This window comes from Mycobacterium sp. Soil_C_30 (genome assembly GCF_057656995.1).
Genome location: NZ_JBDGJH010000001.1, coordinates 531,673 through 551,072, shown reverse-complemented (window position 1 = coordinate 551,072; position 19,400 = coordinate 531,673). Strand labels below are relative to the sequence as shown.

At 63.2% G+C, this 19,400-nt stretch carries 16 protein-coding genes and 1 tRNA gene; 10 read left to right on the top strand and 7 right to left on the bottom strand.

The features are described from left to right. Positions 1–4: 4 nt before the first annotated feature. Positions 5–970: an AlbA family DNA-binding domain-containing protein gene (locus AC3A6P_RS02495; protein WP_487687900.1), complete on the bottom strand. Its 966-nt coding sequence runs from the start codon at positions 968–970 to the stop codon at positions 5–7. Between the two features lie 440 nt (positions 971–1,410). Between AC3A6P_RS02495 and AC3A6P_RS02490 the strand changes: the two genes are divergently transcribed. The 3 genes from AC3A6P_RS02490 to AC3A6P_RS02480 all read left to right on the top strand — a co-directional run bounded on the left by AC3A6P_RS02490 (position 1,411) and on the right by AC3A6P_RS02480 (position 6,451). Then, positions 1,411–2,103 carry a hypothetical protein gene (locus AC3A6P_RS02490; protein WP_487687897.1) on the top strand — a complete coding sequence of 231 codons (693 nt, stop codon included), beginning with the start codon at positions 1,411–1,413 and terminating at the stop codon, positions 2,101–2,103. Further along, positions 2,100–4,295: a hypothetical protein gene (locus AC3A6P_RS02485; RefSeq protein WP_487687895.1), complete on the top strand. Its 2,196-nt coding sequence runs from the start codon at positions 2,100–2,102 to the stop codon at positions 4,293–4,295. Before AC3A6P_RS02490 ends, AC3A6P_RS02485 begins: the two co-directional genes overlap by 4 nt. Positions 4,296–4,501: 206 nt before the next feature. Further along, entirely contained in the window at positions 4,502–6,451 is a 1,950-nt protein-coding gene (locus AC3A6P_RS02480; protein ID WP_487687894.1) for a hypothetical protein, read from the top strand. Positions 6,452–6,753: 302 nt separating this feature from the next. Here the strand turns inward: AC3A6P_RS02480 and AC3A6P_RS02475 are convergent, their stop codons facing one another. The 6 genes from AC3A6P_RS02475 to AC3A6P_RS02450 form a co-directional block, all read right to left on the bottom strand. After that, complete coding sequence (locus AC3A6P_RS02475) at positions 6,754–6,906, bottom strand: hypothetical protein (RefSeq protein WP_454790807.1); 153 nt, start codon at positions 6,904–6,906, stop codon at positions 6,754–6,756. A 64-nt stretch (positions 6,907–6,970) separates the two neighbouring features. Continuing rightward, positions 6,971–7,828: a GAF domain-containing protein gene (locus AC3A6P_RS02470; RefSeq protein WP_487687890.1), complete on the bottom strand. Its 858-nt coding sequence runs from the start codon at positions 7,826–7,828 to the stop codon at positions 6,971–6,973. 182 nt (positions 7,829–8,010) lie between these two features. After that, positions 8,011–8,085: transfer RNA gene (locus AC3A6P_RS02465), tRNA-Val, on the bottom strand. Between the two features lie 48 nt (positions 8,086–8,133). Then, positions 8,134–8,595, bottom strand: a complete 462-nt coding sequence (locus tag AC3A6P_RS02460) for a peroxiredoxin (RefSeq protein WP_487687887.1) — start codon at positions 8,593–8,595, stop codon at positions 8,134–8,136. Beyond that, on the bottom strand, positions 8,596–9,021 hold the full coding sequence (locus AC3A6P_RS02455) for a DUF3052 domain-containing protein (protein ID WP_487688154.1): 426 nt from the start codon (positions 9,019–9,021) through the stop codon (positions 8,596–8,598). Between the two features lie 96 nt (positions 9,022–9,117). Then, complete coding sequence (locus AC3A6P_RS02450; RefSeq protein WP_487687885.1) at positions 9,118–9,666, bottom strand: hypothetical protein; 549 nt, start codon at positions 9,664–9,666, stop codon at positions 9,118–9,120. Between the two features lie 132 nt (positions 9,667–9,798). Between AC3A6P_RS02450 and aceE the strand changes: the two genes are divergently transcribed. From aceE to AC3A6P_RS02415, 7 genes are all read left to right on the top strand, one after another. Then, the gene (gene aceE / locus AC3A6P_RS02445) at positions 9,799–12,588 is read left to right on the top strand and encodes a pyruvate dehydrogenase (acetyl-transferring), homodimeric type (RefSeq protein ID WP_487687882.1); all 2,790 of its coding nucleotides are present in this window, start codon (positions 9,799–9,801) and stop codon (positions 12,586–12,588) included. A gap of 110 nt (positions 12,589–12,698) precedes the next feature. Then, the gene (locus AC3A6P_RS02440) at positions 12,699–13,988 is read left to right on the top strand and encodes a PucR family transcriptional regulator (RefSeq protein ID WP_487687880.1); all 1,290 of its coding nucleotides are present in this window, start codon (positions 12,699–12,701) and stop codon (positions 13,986–13,988) included. Positions 13,989–14,128: 140 nt separating this feature from the next. Next, positions 14,129–15,046: an ACP S-malonyltransferase gene (locus AC3A6P_RS02435; RefSeq protein ID WP_487688151.1), complete on the top strand. Its 918-nt coding sequence runs from the start codon at positions 14,129–14,131 to the stop codon at positions 15,044–15,046. Between the two features lie 78 nt (positions 15,047–15,124). Beyond that, positions 15,125–15,421, top strand: coding sequence for a meromycolate extension acyl carrier protein AcpM (gene acpM, locus AC3A6P_RS02430; protein ID WP_487687878.1), 297 nt, complete (start codon positions 15,125–15,127; stop codon positions 15,419–15,421). Further along, entirely contained in the window at positions 15,418–16,668 is a 1,251-nt protein-coding gene (gene kasA, locus AC3A6P_RS02425) for a 3-oxoacyl-ACP synthase KasA (RefSeq protein ID WP_487687876.1), read from the top strand. Before acpM ends, kasA begins: the two co-directional genes overlap by 4 nt. Before the next feature lie 23 nt (positions 16,669–16,691). Beyond that, complete coding sequence (gene kasB, locus AC3A6P_RS02420) at positions 16,692–17,951, top strand: 3-oxoacyl-ACP synthase KasB (protein ID WP_487687873.1); 1,260 nt, start codon at positions 16,692–16,694, stop codon at positions 17,949–17,951. 27 nt (positions 17,952–17,978) lie between these two features. Then, positions 17,979–19,400 carry an acyl-CoA carboxylase subunit beta gene (locus AC3A6P_RS02415; RefSeq protein ID WP_487687870.1) on the top strand — a complete coding sequence of 474 codons (1,422 nt, stop codon included), beginning with the start codon at positions 17,979–17,981 and terminating at the stop codon, positions 19,398–19,400.

The window sequence follows — 19,400 nt, the reverse complement described above, 5'->3', positions numbered from 1 at the left end:
GGCTTCACAGCTGGCCGCGCCTCAATAACGCACGACCGGCGGCGAGGGTCGAGTGGATCATGGGCGCTGTTATCGGTATCGATTCCTCGCCTCTGCGCCGGACAATACTGATGAAGGTACCCACAGCCTCGCCGTCGACGATTGCTCCGTGAACAAGGAAGGGCTTGAGTTCTTCAGGCTGTGGGGGTATGTCGATCAGAACAACTCCGCAGTCGGGACCTCCGACGAGTTCGATCCCCAGAAGATGAGGTGGCGGGTAGAGGCGTTCTCCAATCGTCCGCCGATATCGTCTTTCGGTATCCGCGTCGATAGGAACAGGGGACATCTTATGAATGAGTTCACCGCCAGGGACCTTCTTTCCGAGCATGCCGATGATCAGGACACCGCCCTGTTCCGCGTTCGCAAACTTGGCTACGGCCTGAGCCAGCTTGATCTTGCCCACGGCAGAGGCGAAGTCATAGTGCTGCCTTTTCACGTCGAGCCAATCGCCCTCTGATTGCCCAATCAAAGCGCCCGCATGGCCACTACGAACAAGGTCTGCGGCGATACTTCTCGTGATGGCGCCATTGTCTCCAAACGCTTCTGCCAACGCGATCGAATCTCGGCCGAGCAGAACGATGTCATTGACACTCCTGCCACGCGTTTCGACGACGGCTTCGGCACGCCATCGCCAGGGTGGGCTCAGATGGTTCATATCGGCCTCAACCAACCTGAGACTCGCGCGATTTCGTTCGAGGTATGGGTTTAGGAGGCTAGTCAACACCGCGGCAGCAGCTGCATGTTCGTCGTACCAATCATCGCCGTCGATGAAATCCGCAGCCTCAGCGCTTTCACGGTCCGGAGCCATCCACGTATTAGTTGTGAAGTCGAACGAAACGGATAGAGAGTTGCCGGTCAGACCGAATGAGATGGGCTCAATTGCGCACTCTTCATCATCGAAGTGATTCTCATCGTCCAAGGTGATCCACATGCGTGGTCCGTCGATGCCCGCGCGCGTATCTGCACGCAACACGCGCTGCAGGTCGGTCGCAGTGCAACCGCCGAGGTCGGTACGCCGCGCAATAATCCTGTTTCGGTATAGGCGCCTGTCCCGTAATTTGTCGCCGAAATACCAACCTTCGCCCCCAGGGGCGCGACGGATTCTAGTGGGCTTTTCGTCCTTCGAGGATGTCACCAATCGAGTTTGCACACATCCGCGCGAGGGACAAACCGATTGGCGCTATCCCAGGAGCCTGCTTGAAGGCGGACCATCGACTCCGTTGCCTCACTGCCCAGCCTGAGCTCGTGCGATCTACACCCGAGCTTGTCTGTTTGCTCTCTGCTCGATTGGCGCGGCGCAGCGCGTCGAAGTCTGCGGTTCGATAGCTTATGCCACAGGCCAAAGCTCAATTCGGCGAATGTGAGGTAGTAATGACGGTTGATTCGGCCATAGCGGATGGGCGCCCCTCGCATACGCGAACTCAACATGCGATCAGGATATTGGTCCTCTTGAGCCACTGCGGTTCCGCAGCAACCGAAGGCGACCCAGACGGCGCACTCAAGGTTGTGCGCAGCGAACTGCGCCTGCAAGCGATGGATTTTTGGATGCGCAACCCAGATTACTTGGCGGACGAGCTCATAACTCAAGTCGATAACGATGAACTGCCACACACCTACTTGGACACCGCCAAGTGGCTCCTCGATGACCCTGAACCCGATCTGCGTTGGTATCCAATGCCGCGATGGTTCTACGGAGCATACGAGGCCCTTGATGACGCGGTCGCACTCCTGGAGACCTACGGTCTCGCAATGGTACGGCGCGCCGGCCTGCCCGGTTCAAAAAGCCTCCGAAACTCATTTTTCCTCACCGGCAACGGGCAACAAGCAGTTGACGAGCTTGGCCAAGATCCGGTGCTCAGTTGGTACACGCGGCAAGCCGTCCTGGTAGCGCTGGTGGCCAAAGACACAATCGGATCCAAGCTCAAAAGCCGCCAGTACGAGCAGGCTACATACGCGGGAACTGAGCTGGGCCTGAACATCGCGCCTATCGCGGGTCGTGTGCGTGTGCGACTGGAGAGTCTCGTCGCACCTGCCGCCAAAGGCACCGAAGGAACGAAGTCGTGAGCGCGCTCGCCGAGGAGATTGTTGCAGCGCTAGCGCGCAAGACGAAGGCCAACCGGCTGGAACTCGAGGTGGCCCAGGTCGACGCCGCGCTTCTCGAACTGGGCATACCCACTTCAGCTGCAAAGGGCGTACCCGTGCCGCTCCGAGTGAGACGGGTCAGTTTCAGCGGAACCAAGCGTTTACCTCAGAATCACCCCGATGCCGCCGGTCACCCAATGGAAGAAGCGACAGCTGCAGATAAGCTCGAACACCTCGACGAGGCGGCCCTCGCCGAGCCGACCGATTCAGTACCAGAAGCTACTCCGCGCGGATCAGGCGGACTGAATGAAATCGATGATGCTAGCGCTGAAGCTGATAGAAAACCGACACTTCGGGCATTGGTGCCATTCACCTTTACGTGGCACCCACAGGGGGCGGTGAACGGCGTCGGCTCTGGACGAAACCTACGTGGAAAGTCCACCATCATCAACGTACTGCTGTGGTCTCTATCGGGGCGTTGCTCTGAATTCTCACCAAATGTGCTTCGTTGGATTGAGCGCGTCGACGTGGAGTGGCTTGTCGGCCATGAGACGCTTCGAGTCGCCTTCGACGCAGATAACGGATCTGTCCGCAGCGGTACAGTAACTCTGGTCGGTGAATCCGATGGCTCGGATCAAGAGCTTGCAACCTTCGACGGCGACTCCTTCGAAGACGCTATGAATTCGGTGATGCTTAGTCGCCTTCGACTGCAGTCCTTTACTATGTCGCAGAACGGCAAGCCGGTATCCCATCAATGGGCTGCTTACGTGAACGCTCTGTGGGTACGGCCCAAGTATTTGACCTCAATCCTGGGCAAAGAACAGACCCTCGCAATCCGTCTTATACAGATGTTCATCGGCACCGATTGGGTCCCTGTACTCGCTGTTGCTTCGACTGTAGCAGGAGCTCTCGCCGCGAAACAGAAGGCCGCGGAACAGAGGACAGCCGAGGTCAATGAGGCCGTGGACACATCGAGAGTCGAGGCCCTGCGGAGAGTCGACGAACTGCGATCCGAGATCGAAAATTTGCCGGTTGGAACGCCGGACCTCGCGAGAATCACTGAAACAAGTCTGAGAGCGAGCGAAACTGCTCGCCAGCTCCACTTGGTGGAGACACAGTTGCTCAGCCAATCGGCCGCTAGAGAGACGGTGCAGCGACAGCTCAACGCGGCGAAGGCGCGGCAGCACACCGACTATGAGCATGCGCTGCTTACGAAGTTCTTCAACCAAATGGCACCTTCGGTATGCCCTCGGTGCACCGCAGCGGTTACGGAAGAACGGCGAGCGCTAGAGCCAGACAGCCATAAATGTTCAATATGTACTAGCGACTTAGATCTAGAAGCACTCGACGCGAATCTCGTTGTCTCATCTTCCGTCACGCAGGCAGCCTCACAGTCGCGGTTAGAAGATGCAGGCGAGGAAGATCCACAGCCCCGCGACGAAATTGAGGCGCTCGAGGAAGGATTGACCGTAGCCAATGCCGCAGTCAAGTCCTTGAGAAGCCGCTTGGATGAACTCACTACTGCGAGAAACGCAGCGAGTAGCGACAGCATGATGGATGCAGCTTTGCTCGCTGCAGCCCAGAATCGACAGAGGTTAGAGATAGAACTTGCCCGGGCCGAAGGCGCCGCTGGCGCACTCACCACTCCGCCCCCCTCGCCGAAGAACACACCCGTTAATCCGGTTCATCTAGCGATAGCAATAACTGCTGAGGCTGTCCTCCGGGGCTGGGTAAAGCAAAACCAGGACCCGCTACTTGCGAGGATCTCGGCGGACATCGAACGACTCGTCGACAAGTTTGGCGGCGCCGATCTCACTGATATCAAACTGGATGGGGCGGCGAACATGAGCATGCGTCAAAGCGGCGATCCAGCTTCGTACGGGAAATTGACTCCTGGAGAACAACTTCGGGTCAAGATCGCTACAGTGATCGCGCTCATCAAGCATGGATACGCCGCAGGCATCGGTCGACACCCCGGTTTCCTCTTGCTTGACTCTCCTGCCGCAGAGGAAATCCCTGACGGAGATCTGGCGACTATGGTGTCGGCGCTGATCGAAGTGACCAAGGAGGCCCCCGTGCAAATTATTGTGGCAACGCGCAGTACGGGTCCGCTTGTCGAGCTTCTCCCCCAAGAGAGCCGTAGAATCGCGAGCGGCGATGACTACGTTTGGTAACTCCAGTCGGAGAACCCAGCTCCGCTATCACTGCACGCCCAGATGTTCGAACGCTAGGTGGACTCGCCAAAGTGACTGAGCTGTCAGACGTACTCGCTGGACTGGCGAAGGAATCCGCCGGACGACCATTCCAAGCAGACGCAGTGACAGTCATTGGTGGGTGGGACCGAATCACAAGAGAAGCAAGCTCTCTGGTCGGTAGTCCGATGCTTCCGCTGCTAGCACACTTGGTCGTTCGCGACGCTGGCTCCACTCCGGTACCTGCCGCTGTAGACGCCCTATTAGCCGTCGCCGACTCTGTTGCGGCGACTACGCGACCAGCAGTCTTACGAGATTCACTGGATTGCTTACTCAATGGAGAAGCGGCCATACCAGTCATCGGTGAGCGCCTATTTGCGGGTCTGCACCTGCAAGTCGAGGCCTTCTTTACCCGCGCTGAGGAACAACCTGTCGCCGATCTCGCCTCTGCCGATGCATTAGAGGTGCTTACGACGCTGACCATCGGGGGGTATGGTTCACGATTCCAGCTATGGGCCCTCCTCGAACGATTCGATGCTCCAATTACTACTCCCGTTGCAAGAGCGGTCATCCGGTCGATCAACGTTGCGGTCGAGATCTGGCCTGAAGCCGATAGCCTCGCTCACCGAATCCGTGCAATCGGGGGCTTGGATCCAGTCGATGGAGCCGACCTGAATCGCGCGAAAGCTGTGGAGGAAGACGCAACTTGGAGTCTGGCCACGATCGAGGTTCTGCGCTCGTTGCGAGCAAGGTCGCTAAGCGAAATGGCTCCGCACCTTGCTAACGCATACCGCCTTCTTGAGGTGGCCGCGACAACCTATGCCCGACCAGACGCGGCTGTGATGCTGTCAATAGTGAAGGCCCTTCAGAGCCTCACAGGCGCAATCCTCGGGCGGGAGCCGATCCGCGCGCTGGATAATGTGGCGCTGTCTGCCAACACCCTCATTGACCTCCGCGCACGAGCCCTTCAATTCAGCGTCGACGCTGCTGGGCTCGACCATTGGTACGGCGACAGAAAGCGCGCAACGCTCGTAGCCTGGGCTGCTGTCGCCAACGATCTCGATCGCCTCCGCGTCGAGTTCGCCAAAGACGCGTTTTACCAGGCTGAGGTCATTGTCGATGATCTTCTGCATATCTATCTGAGCAGCCGGTCTTTCAAGACCTACCATCGAGAAGGAAACCTTACGAGTGTTCAGACTTTAGTACAACCAGTTATCGAAGGCGGATTCGCGAGCAAGGCCAGTCATCTAAGCAATCTTGAGCAGCACGCTGCGACGCTCAAGGCACGTAACGCGTTGGAACAGAATGCGGATCTTGAGAAGCAGCTTGAAGCGGCGCAGCAGATCATTGCCATAGCTCGCCAGGCGGCAAAGGAACACGATTCGCCGGGAAAAGCGCAAAGCGGCGTCCTGCCTACGCCGCTCCCTCCTTCGCTCACCCGTTTTGTCCAGCCCGGGTCACCTGATGAGGCTCTGCTGCGGAAATTCTCGCCGGATACTCTATTTGCCCTCGCTGCGGGTGTCGAACACGTAGAAGCGGGACGAAAACGCCTTAACGTGGTTCAGAAAGAACTGTTCGACGACCTTCGGAATGAGCTGGCCGCGTGCCCAGACTACAAGGACGACGTCGCGCCCGTCGTCGATGAAGTACTGCTCCTGATCCTGAACTTTGCGGTCAGTAGGACGGCAGCGGAATCTGGCCATTACCGTTACCTTTTCGACGAGACCGCCGATGAGAGCCACATCCACGAGGACCTATACAACTACCTCGTTGGAAATCTGGGTGCGAGTGCAGAGTACGAAGTACCGAATGTAGGAGGAGGCCGTGTAGATCTCCGGCTGAAGTTTGACACCTTCGCAGTTCACATCGAGATGAAGGTCGATAGTACGCAGGTCGCTATGAACGAAAGGACGGCATACTTAAAGCAAGCTGCCACATATCAGGGCAACGACATCCGGATTGGGTTCTTAATCGCGCTACGCCACAAAGCATTCACCAAAGGTGGCCCTACACCTCATATCAAGACTCTAATGGGGCATACCAGATTTGACGTCCCAGGTGACGCCGACCCGCGTCACATCATCACTGTAGCGATACCTGGCAGTCGGACAAGACCTTCGGAATCTACAGCAAAGTAACAGCAGCTCGCGGCAGCTCAATCATTGGGTGTTCCCTCTTGTGGCATCCGTGAGGAGACATCTTGGTTCGCAGCTATCCACCTCAGAGCTCTAGGATCATGAGCAAGGAGTGTGACCGATACTTAAAGTACTGCGCCACAACACTTCTGGTCTTTCGAGAACGGAAAGGCAAAGGGCAGCCACAACCTTCACGACCGTCAAGCCAACGCTGAGGGTTGTGCGGCAACGGCGGCTACTTCACCGGGCCCGCACCCTAGGCCCTACCGGCCCCGCTGAAATGACGGCTGGAAAATGGCTGTGAACTAAGCGCTCGCGCGCGCCTCAACCCACTTGATCAAGCGGCGACGGCGTTCGGCGATGCGCTCCGGATTCTGCTCGGCGTCACGCTCGGCAGCGTCGGCTTCCTCCCAGGCACGACGCATGTCAGCGTCGTGGAACTCCACGGTCTTCGCCATCAGTCACCCCTTTCGGACGACGCCAGCATAGCTGCGCTCCCCGACATAACACATTAGACACATCCTAGTTCGCCCGTCGCTGGACAGCCCTGGCGACGCGGGCGGGCGTCATCGTCGTCGCTTCCGCGGCCGCCAGCAAGTGGGCCAACACCTTGATGGATGCGACATCCGAGTTGGAAAACCCGTCGGCTTCGAGCGTATTCGCCGTCAGCATCCCGAACGCAACGCCCTCCGCGCGAACCGGGACAGAGACGAAAGACTTGTACTGGCGGTCCTTGGTGATGTCCCAAGATGCAGGGACTGTGGCGTCGGTGTCGTTGCTCAGCTCGACGTCACCGGCATCTATAAGGTCCCACACCCCCTGATCACCGCCACGACCCTCGACGAACTCGCTGGTAAAGGAGTCTTCGCGGTTTCGCGAGTCACTGTAGGGACCCGACTGCATCACCCGGAATTGGGCACTCAGATCCTGCACGCGAAAGTAGGCGGCGCGCGGCGCTTCACTTTGAACGAGATCGCAGACCTTGCTGACGATCGACGTGCGAAACCCGCTGATCTCCGCATCCTTGGTCGCCTGATCCAACATCGACAGCCGGCGCAGCTTGTCCGCAGTACCGAGCATGGCTCCATTGATGAGCAATGACGTGCGGCGAGACTCTGCCCTCAAGGCTTGATCGAGCGAGACCCGCTCCTCCTCTTGCTGGCGCTTGAACGCACGCTCGTTGCGGAACTTGAAGAAGCCGACAACAGCGGTCGCCACCGCCAGGCAGCCGGCAAGAATACGGATCCCGACGAGCCAATTGCCCGGCGGAATGAGACTGATCGCAAACGTGGCCGCAGCGGTCAGAACAGCCATCACCGTCAGCGCGAAGTTGAAAGCGACCGCCTGGTCCTTGACAGCCTTCGTCTGCTCCACCCCCACCGCGGCAGCATCTCACACAGCGTCGGCGCGATCCTGCAACCCATGACCGGCCATCGTGTGTCGCCGCGAGCCTCGTCGCACCTGGCTCTTCGAGTTCGAACCTCTTGGCACATTCTTGGCACAACGGGGGTTTTGAAAACCGCCTAGAATCTGGTCGGCAAGCCTCTGATCAGGCTTTTTGATGGTGGGCGCGGAGGGTTTCGAACCCCCGACCGCTGGTGTGTAAAACCAGAGCTCTACCACTGAGCTACACGCCCGTGCCGGAGCAGGTTACACGCCGGAAAGCGCGGAAACCAAAACCGGGATCACGGCGAAAGGGCCGCCAACGCGTCGACCCACACCCCTTGGTCGCGTGCTTCACCCGGCTGCTTCATCTCGGCGAAGGCGATGGCCCCGGAACGGTCCACCACGAAGGTCCCCCGGTTGGCGACACCGGAGACCTCGTTGAAGACTCCGTAGGCGGAAGCGACGGCGCCGTGCGGCCAGAAATCCGACAGCACGGGAAAAGTGAATCCGCTCTGGCTGGCCCAGATCTTGTGGGTGGGCGGCGGCCCGACGGAGATCGCCAAGGTCGCGGTGGACTCGTTCTCGTACGACGCGAGGTTGTCCCGGATGGCGTCGAGTTCGCCCTGACAGATCCCGGTGAAGGCCAGCGGGAAGAACACCAGCAGGACGTTCTTGTCCCCGCGGTAGGTGCTCAGCGTGACCGACCGGCCGTTCTGGTCCTTCAGGCTGAAGTCCGGCGCGGTGCTCCCGATCGTCAACATCTAGCGGCGGCCGGCTGCCTTCGACTTCGGCTGGACCAAGCGGCTACCGATCCAGTCCCCCAGATTGGCCGACGAGGTCTGCATCAGACCGGCCGTCGGTGCCGATTCGGCGATTTCGGCGGGCTGCACGTGACCGGGTTTACCGGTCTTGGGCGTCAGCACCCAGATGACACCGTCATCCGCCAATGGCGTGATGGCGTCCATCAGGGCGTCAACCAGGTCACCGTCGTCGTCGCGCCACCACAGCAGCACCACGTCGATGACTTCATCGGCGTCTTCGTCGAGGAGTTCACCGCCGGAGGCTTCCTCGATATCGGCGCGGATGTCGTCGTCGGTGTCCTCGTCCCAGCCCAACTCCTGCACAACCTGCTCTTTTTGGATGCCCAGACTGCGGGCGTAGTTCGCTGCGTTGTCCGCCGCGACCACCGTGGGACCCTCCTTCAACGTCAAATGGCACTGTTCGAGTGCTTATCGTCGCACAACCAGGTGCGACAGGTCACAGAAGCCACTGTGACACCCCGTTCAGTACGACGCATCACACAGATTGAGCGCATTGGACCGGGAATCGTTGAGCCGGGTCACCGCATCGTTGAACTCGCCGGCCGGTACCCGCGCAAGCACGGCCGTCGCCGTCGCCCTGGCCGCGTCCACCCAGGCATTGAGGGCGTCGCGAATCTCCGGCGGAAGAGTGTCGTTGATATCGGCCAGCACCAGGTCAGCGCTGCGATTGAGGGACTCGGCGGCGGGTCCTTCGGTCGCCAGGCCGTCACTGCCGGCGTTCATCGAGTCCACGTAGACGTTCAGCGAGTCGATGGCCTCGGCGCTGCTGGTGCTCATGGTCTCGCAGGCGGCGTGAATGGCCTCGACGGTCAGCGACTCCTGCCGCTGCGACTCGCGGGCACTCGAAGTGGCCACCGAGGCCGACAGCGACTCCGACACCGACGTGCGGTATGCGGGGGCCTGCGAGGCGTCCACCGTGGCGTTACCGCCGGTCACGTTGCTGCAGCCGAGCACCGCGATCAGCACTCCCGCCGCCACGCCCGAGACCAACCGCAGCCGTCCGATCAGCACAGATGCAGACGTTACCGGCTCAGCGGGCCCCCGACCCCGCGAGCATGGGGATCCGCTCGTCGTGAACGATCCAAGTGCGGAAAGATAGGAGAGGTAGGACACCCCCTACGCACCCAATCTAGGAGTAGTGCGTTGACTACCGAGTTCGTGCGCCAGGACCTGGCCCAAAACTCCGGCACCGCAGCTGAACCTGATCGTGTACGTGTGATCAGGGAAGGCGTTGCCTCGTATCTGCCTGACATCGATCCAGAGGAGACCGGCGAATGGCTGGAATCCTTCGACGATCTGGTGTCACGGTCCGGCCCGGCGCGTGCCCGCTATCTGATGTTGCGGCTGCTCGAACGCGCCAGTGAGCAGCGGGTCTCGATTCCTGCTCTGACCTCGACCGATTACGTCAACACCATCCCCACCGAGTTGGAACCCTGGTTCCCCGGTGACGAGGACGTGGAGCGGCGCTACCGCGCCTGGATCCGCTGGAACGCCGCCATCATGGTGCACCGCGCGCAGCGTCCCGGCGTCGGCGTCGGCGGCCACATCTCGACCTACGCGTCCTCGGCCGCGCTGTACGAGGTCGGCTTCAACCACTTCTTCCGCGGTAAGGCCCACCCCGGCGGCGGCGACCAGATCTTCATCCAGGGCCACGCCTCCCCCGGCATCTACGCCCGCGCCTTCCTCGAAGGCCGCCTCACCGCCGATCAGATGGACGGCTTCCGTCAGGAACACAGCCACCCGGGCGGCGGTCTGCCGTCCTACCCGCACCCGCGCCTGATGCCCGATTTCTGGGAGTTCCCCACGGTGTCGATGGGCCTGGGCCCCATGAACGCCATCTACCAGGCCCGCTTCAACCACTACCTGAACGACCGTGGCATCAAGGACACCTCCGACCAGCATGTGTGGGCGTTCCTCGGCGACGGCGAGATGGACGAGCCGGAAAGCCGTGGCCTGATCCAGGTGGCCGCCAACGAGGCCCTGGACAACCTGACCTTCGTCATCAACTGCAACCTGCAGCGTCTCGACGGCCCGGTGCGCGGCAACGGCAAGATCATCCAGGAGCTGGAGTCGTTCTTCCGCGGCGCCGGCTGGAACGTCATCAAGGTGGTGTGGGGCCGCGAGTGGGATGCGCTGCTGCACGCCGACCGTGACGGCGCACTGGTGAACCTGATGAACACCACGCCCGACGGTGACTACCAGACCTACAAGGCCAACGACGGCGGCTACGTCCGCGACCACTTCTTCGGCCGGGATCCCCGGACCAAGGCCCTGGTGGACCCGATGACCGATGCCGAGATCTGGAACCTCAAGCGCGGCGGGCACGACTACCGCAAGGTCTACGCCGCCTACCGCGCCGCGATGGAACACAAGGGCCAGCCCACGGTCATCCTCGCCAAGACCATCAAGGGTTACACCCTGGGCAAGCACTTCGAGGGCCGCAACGCCACGCATCAGATGAAAAAGCTTGCGCTGCAAGATCTCAAGGACTTCCGCGACGCCCAGCGCATCCCGATCAAGGACGAGCAGCTCGAAGAGAACCCGTACCTGCCGCCGTACTACCACCCCGGTTCGGACGCTCCGGAGATCCGCTACATGCTGGACCGCCGCCGCGCCCTCGGCGGGTTCCTCCCCGAGCGTCGCACCAAGTCCAAGGTGCTGACGCTGCCGGGTCGCGACGCCTACAAGGCGCTCAAGAAGGGTTCCGGAAATCAGGAGGTCGCCACCACCATGGCGACGGTCCGTACATTCAAGGAACTGTTGCGGGACAAGGAGATCGGCAAGCGGATCGTGCCGATCATCCCCGACGAGGCCCGCACGTTCGGTATGGACTCGTGGTTCCCGAGCCTGAAGATCTACAACCGCAACGGTCAGCTCTACACCGCGGTGGACGCCGAACTGATGCTCGCCTACAAGGAGAGCGAAGTCGGCCAGATCCTGCACGAGGGCATCAACGAAGCCGGATCCACGTCGTCGTTCACCGCGGTGGGGACGTCGTATGCCACCCACAACGAGCCGATGATCCCGATCTACATCTTCTACTCGATGTTCGGGTTCCAGCGCACCGGCGACGGGTTCTGGGCGGCAGCCGACCAGATGGCCAAGGGCTTCGTCCTCGGCGCCACCGCCGGGCGCACCACGCTCACCGGTGAAGGTCTGCAGCACGCCGACGGGCACTCACTGCTGTTGGCGTCCACCAACCCTGCGGTGGCGGCCTACGATCCGGCGTTCGCCTACGAGATCGCCTACATCGTGGAGGACGGCCTCAAGAGGATGTACGGGGAGAACCCGGAGAACATCTTCTACTACATCACCATCTACAACGAGCCGTACGTGCAGCCGGCCGAGCCGGCGGACTTCGATCCCGAGGGCCTGCTGCGCGGCATCTACAAGTACCGGCCGGCCGCGGAGAAGCGCAGCAGCACCGCGCAGATCCTGGCCTCCGGGGTGGCGATGCCGGAAGCGCTGCGGGCGGCCGATCTGTTGGCGGAGAAGTGGGATGTGGCCGCCGACGTCTGGTCGGTGACCAGCTGGGGCGAGCTCAACCGCGACGGTGTGGCTCTCGAGAGGGAGAAGCTGCGCCATCCGGATCGCCAGGCCCGCGAGGCGTATGTGACGACGGCACTGGCTGATTCGGCCGGTCCCGTGGTCGCGGTGTCGGACTGGATGCGGGCGGTGCCCGAGCAGATCCGGCCCTGGGTGCCCGGCACCTATGTGACGCTCGGCGCTGACGGGTTCGGCTTCTCCGACACCCGCCCCGCGGCGCGCCGGTACTTCAACACCGACGCCGAGTCGGTGGTGGTGGCGGTGCTGGAGGCGTTGGCGCGCGACGGCGAGATCGATCCGTCGGTGGCGGTGTCCGCGGCCAAGGAATACAAGATCGACGACGTACTGGCCGCCGGTGTGTCGTTCAAGGACACCGGCAGCGCCTGACACCTCGCCGAGACTGCGGTGAGTGCGCATTTTCCTCCGAGAGCGCGCACTCACCGCATTTCAGCAACGGCTTGTAGCTTCCCGCCAGAAATGAGGCGTAGCTTTTAGCTGTGGCAGACAATCCGTTCCTCGAGCCGCGCTCTCCGCTCGAGATCCTCGAGAGCGTGCCGGAGTCGCTGCGTCGCCGGCTCAAGCAGTACTCGGGACGGTTGGCCACCGAGACCGTGCAGGCCATGCAGGAGCGGTTGCCGTTCTTCGCCGAACTCGAGGCCTCCCAGCGGGCCAGCGTGCAACTGGTGGTGCAGACCGCGGTGGTCAACTTCGCCGAGTGGCTGCATGACCCCAGCAGCGACGTCGGCTACACCGCCGAGGCGTTCGCCCTCGTACCCCAGGACCTGACCCGCCGGGTGGCGCTGCGCCAGACCGTCGACATGGTGCGGGTCACCACCGAGTTCCTCGAAGAACTGGTGCCGATGCTGGGGCGTAACGACGAGCAGACCAAAGCGCTGACGGTCGGCATCCTGCGTTACAGCCGCGACCTCGCTTTCGCCGCGGCGACGGCCTACGCCGTGGCCGCCGAGTCGCGGGGTGCGTGGGATTCGCGGATGGAGGCCAGCGTCGTCGACGCCGTGGTGCGCGGCGATACCGGGGCCGAACTGTTGTCCCGGGCAGCGGCGCTGAATTGGGACACCACCGCGCCGGCCACCGTCGTCGTCGGAACCCCGCCGCCGGGGCGCGTCCAGCTCGCCAGTGAAGACGTCCGCGCGGTCGCCATTCGGCACGGCCGCGCCGCGCTGACCGACGTGCACGGCACCTATCTCATCGCCATCGTGTCGGGTCAGTTGTCGCGGACCGACAAATTCCTCACCGATCTGCTCAACGCGTTCTCCGACGGTCCGGTGGTCGTCGGACCGACCGCGCCGATGCTCACCGCGGCCTACCACAGCGCCAACGAAGCGATTTCGGGCATGAATGCGGTGGTCGGCTGGTCCGGTGCACCCCGCCCGGTGGCAGCACGCGAGCTCCTGCCAGAACGCGCGCTACAAGGTGACGCCTCGGCCATCGCGGCGCTGCACACCGACGTGATGCGCCCACTCGCCGACGCCGGCCCCGCGCTCACCGAGACCCTGGATGCGTACCTCGACTCGGGCGGAGCCATCGAGGCCTGTGCCCGCCAATTGTTCGTTCATCCAAATACGGTGCGCTACCGCCTCAAGCGCATCGCCGACTTCACCGGACGCGATCCCACCACCCCCCGCGATGCCTATGTCCTGCGCGTAGCCACCACGGTCGGCAGGCTGAACAATCACCAGCAATCGTCCAGCACGGCAAACGCGCTTATGATCCCGGTCACAAAGCAGATCCCACCGGCCCCTGACGCCCCAGGAGTTCTGCGCTAGATCGCGGAACCGTATCGATGAAGTCGCATCACATGCCGTTTTGTAGGCTCCCCACAAAAACCTAAGACAAGGTTCATAATCTCTTACACCGCGCAAAACGGCTCTCACAAGGTTCTCTTAATAACGTGCCCCAAACGCCTATCGCGCTGCTCGCACCCGGCCAGGGTTCGCAGACCCCCGGAATGCTCTCCCCGTGGCTCGACCGGCCCGCCGGTGAAAGCTCGGCCGCCGAGCGCATCGCGTCGTGGTCCGAGATCAGCGGGCTCGACCTCGCCAAGCTCGGCACCACCGCCACCGCCGAGGAGATCACCGACACCGCGGTCACCCAGCCCCTGGTCGTCGCCGCCACGCTGCTCGCCCATGACGAATTGACCAAGCGCGGCCTGTTCTCGGATTCTGCGCTCGTCATCGCCGGTCACTCCGTCGGTGAGATCGCCGCCTACGCCATCGCCGGTGTCATCTCCGCCGACGACGCGGTGGCCCTGGCCGCCACCCGCGGCGCCGAGATGGCCAAGGCCTGCGCCGAGCAGCCCACCGGCATGTCCGCGATCCTGGGCGGTGACGAAGCCGAGGTGCTGGCCGCTCTCGAGGATCTCGAACTGGTTCCGGCCAACCGCAACGCCGCCGGGCAGATCGTCGCCGCGGGCCGCGTCGAAGCACTGGCCAAGCTCGCCGAGAACCCGCCGGCCAAGGCCCGCGTGCGTCAGCTGGCCACCGCCGGCGCGTTCCACACCCACTTCATGGCCTCGGCCCTGGACGGCTACGCCGCCGCTGCCGCCGCGGTGAGCACCGATGAACCATCGGGCACGCTATTGTCGAACGCCGACGGCCAGCCCGTCGCCTCCGCTGCTGACGCCATGGAGAAGCTCGTGGCTCAGCTGACCAAGCCGGTGCGCTGGGATCTGTGTACGGCGACCATGCGGGACTTGGGTGTCGCGGCGATCGTCGAGTTCCCGCCCGCGGGCACCCTCGCCGGAATCGCCAAACGTGAACTTCGGGGGACGCCGACGCACGCCGTCAAGACCCCCGCAGACCTGGATACGCTCGCCGAGCTCTGACCGCCCGGCCAGCCAGGACAAGCAAGAACAGGACCGAATTCCCGGTCCGACTCCAGAAAATATGAAGGGAGCCACGCAGTGGCCGCCAGCCAGCAGGAAATCATCGCCGGTCTCGCCGAGATCATCGAAGAGGTCACCGGTATCGAGCCGTCCGAGGTGACCCCCGAGAAGAGCTTCGTCGACGACCTGGACATCGACTCGCTGTCGATGGTGGAGATCGCGGTGCAGACCGAGGACAAGTACGGCGTGAAGATCCCCGACGAGGACCTCGCCGGTCTGCGCACCGTGGGTGACGTTGTTGCCTACATCCAGAAGCTCGAGGAAGAGAACCCCGAGGCTGCTGCTGCCCTGCGCGAGAAGTTCTCCGCAGAATGAGCCGGCCTTCCACGGCTAACGGCGGTTTCCCGAGCGTTGTCGTGACCGCCGTCGAGGCCACCACGTCTCTCGCCGCGGACATCGAGAGCACGTGGAAGGGCCTGCTGGCAGGCGAGAGCGGTATCCGCGTCCTCGAAGACGACTTCGTCACCAAGTGGGACCTGCCGGTGCGTATCGGCGGCCACCTCGTCGACGACGTCGACAGCCACATGACCCGCATCGACATGCGCCGCATGTCGTACGTGCAGCGCATGTCGAAGCTGCTGTCGGGACGGCTCTGGGAGAACGCGGGCAAGCCCGAGGTCGACCCGGACCGCTTCGCCGTCATCATCGGCACCGGCCTGGGTGGCGGCGAGAAGATCGTCGAGACCTACGACGCGATGAACGAAGGCGGACCCCGCAAGGTGTCGCCGCTGGCCGTTCAGATGATCATGCCCAACGGTGCGGCGGCGGTCGCCGGTCTGGAACTGGGCGCCCGCGCCGGGGTCATCACCCCGGTGTCGGCGTGTTCGTCCGGCTCGGAGGCCATCGCCCACGGTTGGCGCCAGATCGTCATGGGTGACGCGGACTTCGCCGTGGTCGGCGGCGTGGAAGGCGGCATCGAGGCACTGCCCATCGCGGCGTTCTCGATGATGCGCGCCATGTCGACCCGCAACGACGATCCCGCCGGCGCGTCGCGGCCGTTCGACAAGGACCGTGACGGCTTCGTCTTCGGCGAAGCGGGCGCGATGATGATCATCGAGACCGAGGAACACGCCCTGGCTCGCGGCGCCAAGCCGCTGGCTCGCCTGATGGGCGCCGGCATCACCTCGGACGCGTTCCACATGGTGGCCCCGGCGGCCGACGGCCTGCGTGCCGGCGGCGCCATGAAGCGGGCACTGGAGACCGCGGGTCTGTCCGCCAAGGACATCAACCACGTCAACGCCCACGCCACGGCCACCCCGATCGGCGACACCGCGGAGGCCAACGCCATCCGTGTCGCCGGTGTGGAGCATGCGGCGGTGTACGCGCCGAAGTCCGCGCTGGGCCACTCGATCGGCGCCGTGGGTGCCCTCGAGTCGATCCTCACGGTGCTGGCGCTGCGCGACGGCGTGATTCCCCCGACACTGAACTACGAGACGCCCGACCCCGAGATCGATCTCGATGTCGTTGCGGGTGAGCCTCGGTACGGCGACTTCCAGTACGCCATCAACAACTCGTTCGGTTTCGGTGGACACAATGTCGCTCTGGCTTTTGGTAAGTACTGAGCAATAGAAAGCTGCAGGCAGTAATGGCGGGGTCGAAATTATCGACGGGGGACGGTTTTCCCAACGTCGTTGTCACCGGTTATGCGATGACGACTGCGTTGGCGACCGACGCCGACACCACGTGGAAGAAACTGCTCAACGGTGAGAGTGGCATCCGCACTCTGACCGATCCGTTCGTCGAGGAGTACGACCTCCCGGTGCGCATCGGTGGGCGCCTTCTGGAGGATTTCGACGGCGAGCTGACGCGGGTTGAACTGCGTCGGCTGTCGTACCTGCAGAAGATGTCCACCATCTTGAGCCGCCGGGTGTGGGAACACGCCGGAAGCCCCGAGGTGGACCCCCGCCGCCTGATGGTGTCGATCGGCACCGGAATGGGCTCCACCGAGCAGCTTCTCTTCGCCTACGAGGGCATGAAGGCCAAAGGCCTGAAAGCCGTGTCCCCGTTGGCAGTTCAGATGTACATGCCCAACGCGGCCGCGGCCGCGGTGGGGTTGGAGCGCAAAGCCAGGGCCGGGGTCGTCACCCCGGTCTCGGCTTGCGCCTCCGGCTCCGAAGGTGTTGCCCAGGCCTGGCGCAACATCGTGCTGGGCGAAGCCGACGTCGCCATCTGCGGCGGCGTCGAAACCAGGATCGAGGCCGTGCCGATCGCCGGGTTCGCCCAGATGCGCATCGTGCTGTCGACCACCAATGACGATCCTCCCGGCGCGTGCAAACCGTTCGACAAGGACCGCAACGGGTTCGTCTTCGGCGAGGGCGGCGCTCTGATGGTCATCGAGACCGAAGAGCACGCCAAGGCGCGCGGAGCCACCATCCACGCACGCCTCATGGGTGCGTCCATCACCTCGGACGGCTACCACATCGTGGCTCCCGACCCCAACGGTGAGCAGGCCGGATACGCAATCACGCGCGCCGTCCAGCTCGCCGGGTTGTCCCCGTCGGACATCGATCACGTCAACGCCCATGCCACCGGCACCTCCGTCGGCGACGTCGCCGAGAGCAAGGCCATCAACAACGCCCTCGGCGCTCACAAGCCTGCGGTGTACGCACCCAAGGGCGCCCTGGGCCACTCTGTCGGCGCCGTCGGTGCCGTTGAGTCCATTCTCACAGTCCTCGCGATTCGTGAGGGAATCATCCCGCCGACCCGTAACCTTAAAAACCTCGACCCCGAGATCGACCTCGATGTGGTCGCCGGTTCACCGCGTCCGGGCAACTATGAATACGCCATCAACAATTCATTCGGATTCGGCGGGCACAACGTCGCACTCGCCTTCGGCAAGTACTGACGCAACAAACGCTAGGAGATACCCCATATGACGACCATGGCGCCTGAGGCAGTCAACGAGTCGCTCGACCCCCGCGATCCGCTGCTGCGGTTGAGCACGTTCTTCGACGACGGCACCGTGGAGCTGCTGCACGAGCGTGACCGCTCCGGCGTGCTCGCGGCGGCAGGCACCGTCAATGGGGTGCGCACCATCGCGTTCTGCACCGACGGCACGGTGATGGGCGGCGCCATGGGCGTCGAGGGCTGCGCCCACATCGTCAACGCCTATGACACCGCCATCGAGGAGCAGAGCCCCATTGTGGGCATCTGGCACTCCGGTGGCGCCCGGCTGGCCGAGGGCGTGCGCGCCCTGCATGCCGTCGGCCTGGTGTTCGAGGCGATGATCCGCGCGTCCGGCTTCATCCCCCAGATCTCGGTGGTCGTCGGCTTCGCCGCCGGCGGTGCCGCCTACGGTCCGGCTCTGACCGACGTCATCATCATGGCGCCGGAGAGCAAGGTGTTCGTCACCGGCCCCGATGTGGTGCGCAGTGTCACCGGCGAGGACGTCGACATGGTGTCCCTGGGCGGGCCCGACGCCCACCACAAGAAGTCCGGGGTGTGCCACATCGTCGCCGACGATGAGCTCGACGCCTACGAGCGTGGCCGCCGCCTGGTCGGATTGTTCTGCCAGCAGGGGCATTTCGACCGCACCAAGGCCGAGGCCGGCGACACCGACCTCAAGGCGCTGCTGCCCGAATCAGCCCGGCGCGCCTACGAGGTGCGGCCCCTGATCACCGCCCTGCTCGACGAGGGTGTGCCGTTCGAGGAGTTCCAGTCGCGCTGGGCGCCGTCGATCGTCGTCGGCCTGGGCCGGCTGGCCGGTCGCACGGTCGGTGTGATCGCCAACAACCCGCTGCGCCTGGGCGGTTGCCTGAACTCCGAAAGCGCCGAGAAGTCAGCACGATTCGTGCGCCTGTGCGACGCCTTCGGTATCCCGATCGTGGTGGTCGTCGACGTCCCCGGCTACCTGCCCGGTGTGGATCAGGAGTGGGGCGGCGTGGTCCGTCGCGGCGCCAAGCTGCTGCACGCCTTCGGTGAGGCCACCGTTCCGCGCGTCACGCTGGTGACCCGCAAGATCTACGGCGGCGCCTACATCGCCATGAACTCGCGCTCGCTCGGCGCCACCAAGGTGTTCGCCTGGCCCGAAGCCGAGGTCGCCGTCATGGGCGCCAAGGCCGCCGTCGGCATCCTGCACAAGAAGAAGCTGGCTGCCGCCGCTCCCGAGGAGCGCGAGGCGCTGCACGAGGAACTGGCCGCCGAGCACGAGCGCATCGCCGGTGGGGTGGACTCCGCCATCGAGATCGGTGTCGTGGACGAGAAGATCGACCCCGCCCACACTCGCAGCGTGCTCACCCAGGCGCTGGCCGAAGCGGCTCCCCGCCGCGGCCGGCACAAGAACATCCCGCTGTGA